Raw genomic sequence first — 3,251 nt, 5'->3', positions numbered from 1 at the left:
AAGATGTCACCAGTGAAACACCAGACACATCTGCTTCACTAGAAAAACTTACAACAAAAGTATCAGCAATTCCAATAAACATTAAAAGAAATTGTTCTATAAAAAGTGGAAAAATCATTTTTTTTAAATCTTTATCCGTAAACATATTTATTAAACCTCGTATTTCTTTGTAAAATCGTTTTTGCATTCCTCAATCATGTGATTTACTTTTTCCAAATTCCAGTTGCAGAAATCTGTTGCAATCATAGAAGCAATTCCATGAGTGTGCATCCACAGATGATCATGTAAATAATCAGCTTCTTCATGATTGATATGATACATTTCCATCAGTTCTACAATAGATTGTTCTATGATTGGAAGCAGTATAGATTTTATTTCAGTAAAAGCATTGGAACGCATAAATAAAAAACAAAACAGTTTTGGTTCACTTTTAGCAAAATAAACATATTCCATGTCATATAGTCGGATTTTACCATCTCTGCTATTAGATTTCATAGTATCTTCAAATTCTTTTACGGCCAAAGGAATCAATTCACTACGTAATTCATCCATTCCAGTAAAAGATAAATAGACTGGCTGTGTAGAACATTTCAAATCTTTCGCAAGTTCTTTTATTGTAATAGCCTCAAAACCATATTTTTTCAAAAGTTTCAAGGCAGCATTTAAAATCATATCTCTTGTAATTTGTTTTTTAGCTGGCATAGATAGATATCTCCTTTAAATAAACTAGTTTATCAATAAACACGTTTATTTTATTCCGATTTGATATATATGCCAATAGACTAGAAATAACAAAATAAAAATATTTACATTTATAACCAAACATTCCCTACTCTATTAATTCAAAACATTACCATTATCTTTTATGATATAATTATTTTATTATGAAAAATATTTTAAGAAAGGACATTTCTAAAATGGCATATTTAAGTGATTATCACATGCATTCAAAATATTCATTTGATGCAGTTCAGACAATAGAACAAGCAATTTTAAAAGCAATTTCAATGAATATAAATGAAATCTGCTTCACAGAACATGTAAGCTTTGATCCAGAGGATAAAAGTTATAATACTTTTAGTTTTAAAGACTATAAAAATGAAATTGATGAATTGTCTTTTAAATATAGAGACAAATTAAAACTCAAAGTAGGTATTGAAGCTGGTGAACCTCATCTTTATAAGAATGAATTTAATACCTACTTTAATAATAATCCTTTAGATTTTATAATTGGTTCTGTGCATAATCTCAACAGAAAAGGGTTAAACACAAATCTTAGAGAAAATGGTGTAAGTATTACATATGAAAAATATTTTAATGATGTTTTAAATCTTGCAAATGAGGGTGATTTTGACGTATTAGGACATCTTGACCTTGTTCAACGATATGCGTTCAAACTTGATGGAGTGTATGATTTCAGAAAATATAAAGATATAATTTATGAAATTTTGAAAACTGCAATTGCAAGAGGTAAAGGCATTGAAGTAAATACTTCAGGTTTAAAGCAGAATCTTCTTTTTCCAAAAATTGAAATTCTTCAAATGTATAAAGAACTTAATGGTGAAATTATAACAGTCGGTTCTGATGCACACAATTATGATAGAGTTGGAGAAAATATAAAAAGTACTTATAACATGCTAAAAGATATTGGATTTAAATATATTTTTACTTTTGAAAAAAGAAAACCTTTTGGAATTATGCTATGATTTTATACAAAATATAAAAACAGTCCAAGACCACGATTAATGCTTGAACTGTTTTTTATAAGCAATTATGGATATTTCCTATAATTCAAATCAATATATAATATCTATGTTCATTTATAATATATTATCTGTCAATTTGCAAAAAATTCAATTACTTAAATACTTTTATTGAATAACTTAAAATTCCAGACTGTCCTCCAAGATCAATAACTATATACCAATGAGCTGTCTTTGGAATAGGAAGATTTATTGGAGATGTACTGAATTCTCCTCCAAAATAAGAATATGCCTGTCCATTTTTAAACTTAATAAAATTCTCTTCAGTCATTACTCTTATATTGACTTTTCTATCAACTTTTATATTTAATATATCTCCTTTTTTAAAATATCCATCTTTACAAGAATATTTCATAATCTATTTTTAATAAAAAAGCACTATTTCAGAAAAATTAGTATGTTCCTTTTGCATCTTAAATCTGTAATATATACTTTTTCACTAAATCCTCCTTTCTTTTTCAAATAGTAATATAAATTAATTATCAAATGGTGAATTTTCACTATCTTCATCATAATGTACACCATTCTCTTCAAGGTAACTTATAAATGAATCCATTGAAATCTCATTTATTTTATCCTCATTTAATGCTTCATAAAATCCAGTATATGAATCTATTGAATCATACAAATTTTTCATAACTGCAATTTTTATTTTATCATCTATACTTTCAGTTGTTATCTTCCATTGTCCATCTTGTTTTACAAGTTCAATTTCTAATGGAATTTTAAGTTTTCTTTCCATAGGGTCCAATATTTTATGAAGCTTATCATCTGCTATTTCCTTCTTCTTTTTATCACTAGCATCTCCATTTTCAAATGAATATGCAGCCTGTGCATCACTTATAGATAATCTTGCTTCCACAACCTTTACTGTAAAATTATATGTATCTATAACAATATGTGCAGAAGCTTTTTCCCCCTCAGCTTTAATACTATCTATCTCATAACTATAGTCCATCATTTTCTTAAAAAAAGTATTATACTGAACTATTGATTTATCTTCTTCCTTAAGCTGATCCACTATAAAATCCATACTGCACTCACCATTTTGCGAATACTTATATGCTTCATCAAAATCTAAATTTCTTACTGCAGAAAGAAATCCTGAAACCGCATCTTTCGCTTCTTCTTCATCTTCTGTAAGATTCATATCTGCAATAATATCACCTGTTTTTCCATCTAATTGAGATATATTGCTTATGCCTATAATGGTATCTCCCCTTTTGCCTCTATTAAATACATTAATGAATATTGCTCCTGCAGCTATTATTAGTATTATTGATACAATTAAAGCTGCTATGACTCTACCTTTGCCATCTTTCTTCTTTTCAAAATCATAATTTTTCTTATTAAACTCAATTTCATCTTCTTTCTTTTTTCTTAAGTCTACCTTTTTATTCATTCTTTCTTCCTTTCTATATTTTTTCACTCTCTGTATTTTCTTGAATTTATGTTATATTCTTTAATTATTATATCATATATATAATT

Annotated in this window: 4 protein-coding genes; 1 reads left to right on the top strand and 3 read right to left on the bottom strand. The window is 26.9% G+C overall.

What is annotated here, in order from left to right; translation table 11 throughout:
• Nucleotides 1–150 precede the first annotated feature (150 nt).
• Nucleotides 151–702, bottom strand: coding sequence for a TetR/AcrR family transcriptional regulator (locus tag Q0F58_RS18420; protein ID WP_294379361.1), 552 nt, complete (start codon nucleotides 700–702; stop codon nucleotides 151–153).
• Nucleotides 703–917: 215 nt separating this feature from the next.
• Between Q0F58_RS18420 and Q0F58_RS18415 the strand changes: the two genes are divergently transcribed.
• Nucleotides 918–1,706: a histidinol-phosphatase HisJ family protein gene (locus Q0F58_RS18415; RefSeq protein ID WP_294379359.1), complete on the top strand. Its 789-nt coding sequence runs from the start codon at nucleotides 918–920 to the stop codon at nucleotides 1,704–1,706.
• Between the two features lie 151 nt (nucleotides 1,707–1,857).
• On the opposite strand, the gene Q0F58_RS18410 is transcribed toward Q0F58_RS18415, so the two are convergent.
• Nucleotides 1,858–2,118, bottom strand: coding sequence for a DUF1883 domain-containing protein (locus Q0F58_RS18410; RefSeq protein ID WP_294379357.1), 261 nt, complete (start codon nucleotides 2,116–2,118; stop codon nucleotides 1,858–1,860).
• Nucleotides 2,119–2,238: 120 nt separating this feature from the next.
• The gene (locus Q0F58_RS18405) at nucleotides 2,239–3,165 is read right to left on the bottom strand and encodes a hypothetical protein (protein WP_294379355.1); all 927 of its coding nucleotides are present in this window, start codon (nucleotides 3,163–3,165) and stop codon (nucleotides 2,239–2,241) included.
• Nucleotides 3,166–3,251: the final 86 nt, after the last annotated feature.

Origin of the sequence: uncultured Clostridium sp., assembly GCF_934754915.1 — a bacterium.
GTDB lineage: Bacteria > Bacillota > Clostridia > Clostridiales > Clostridiaceae > Clostridium.
The sequence above is the reverse complement of the archived record's forward strand: the minus strand, read 5'-3'. Positions and strand labels throughout refer to the sequence as shown.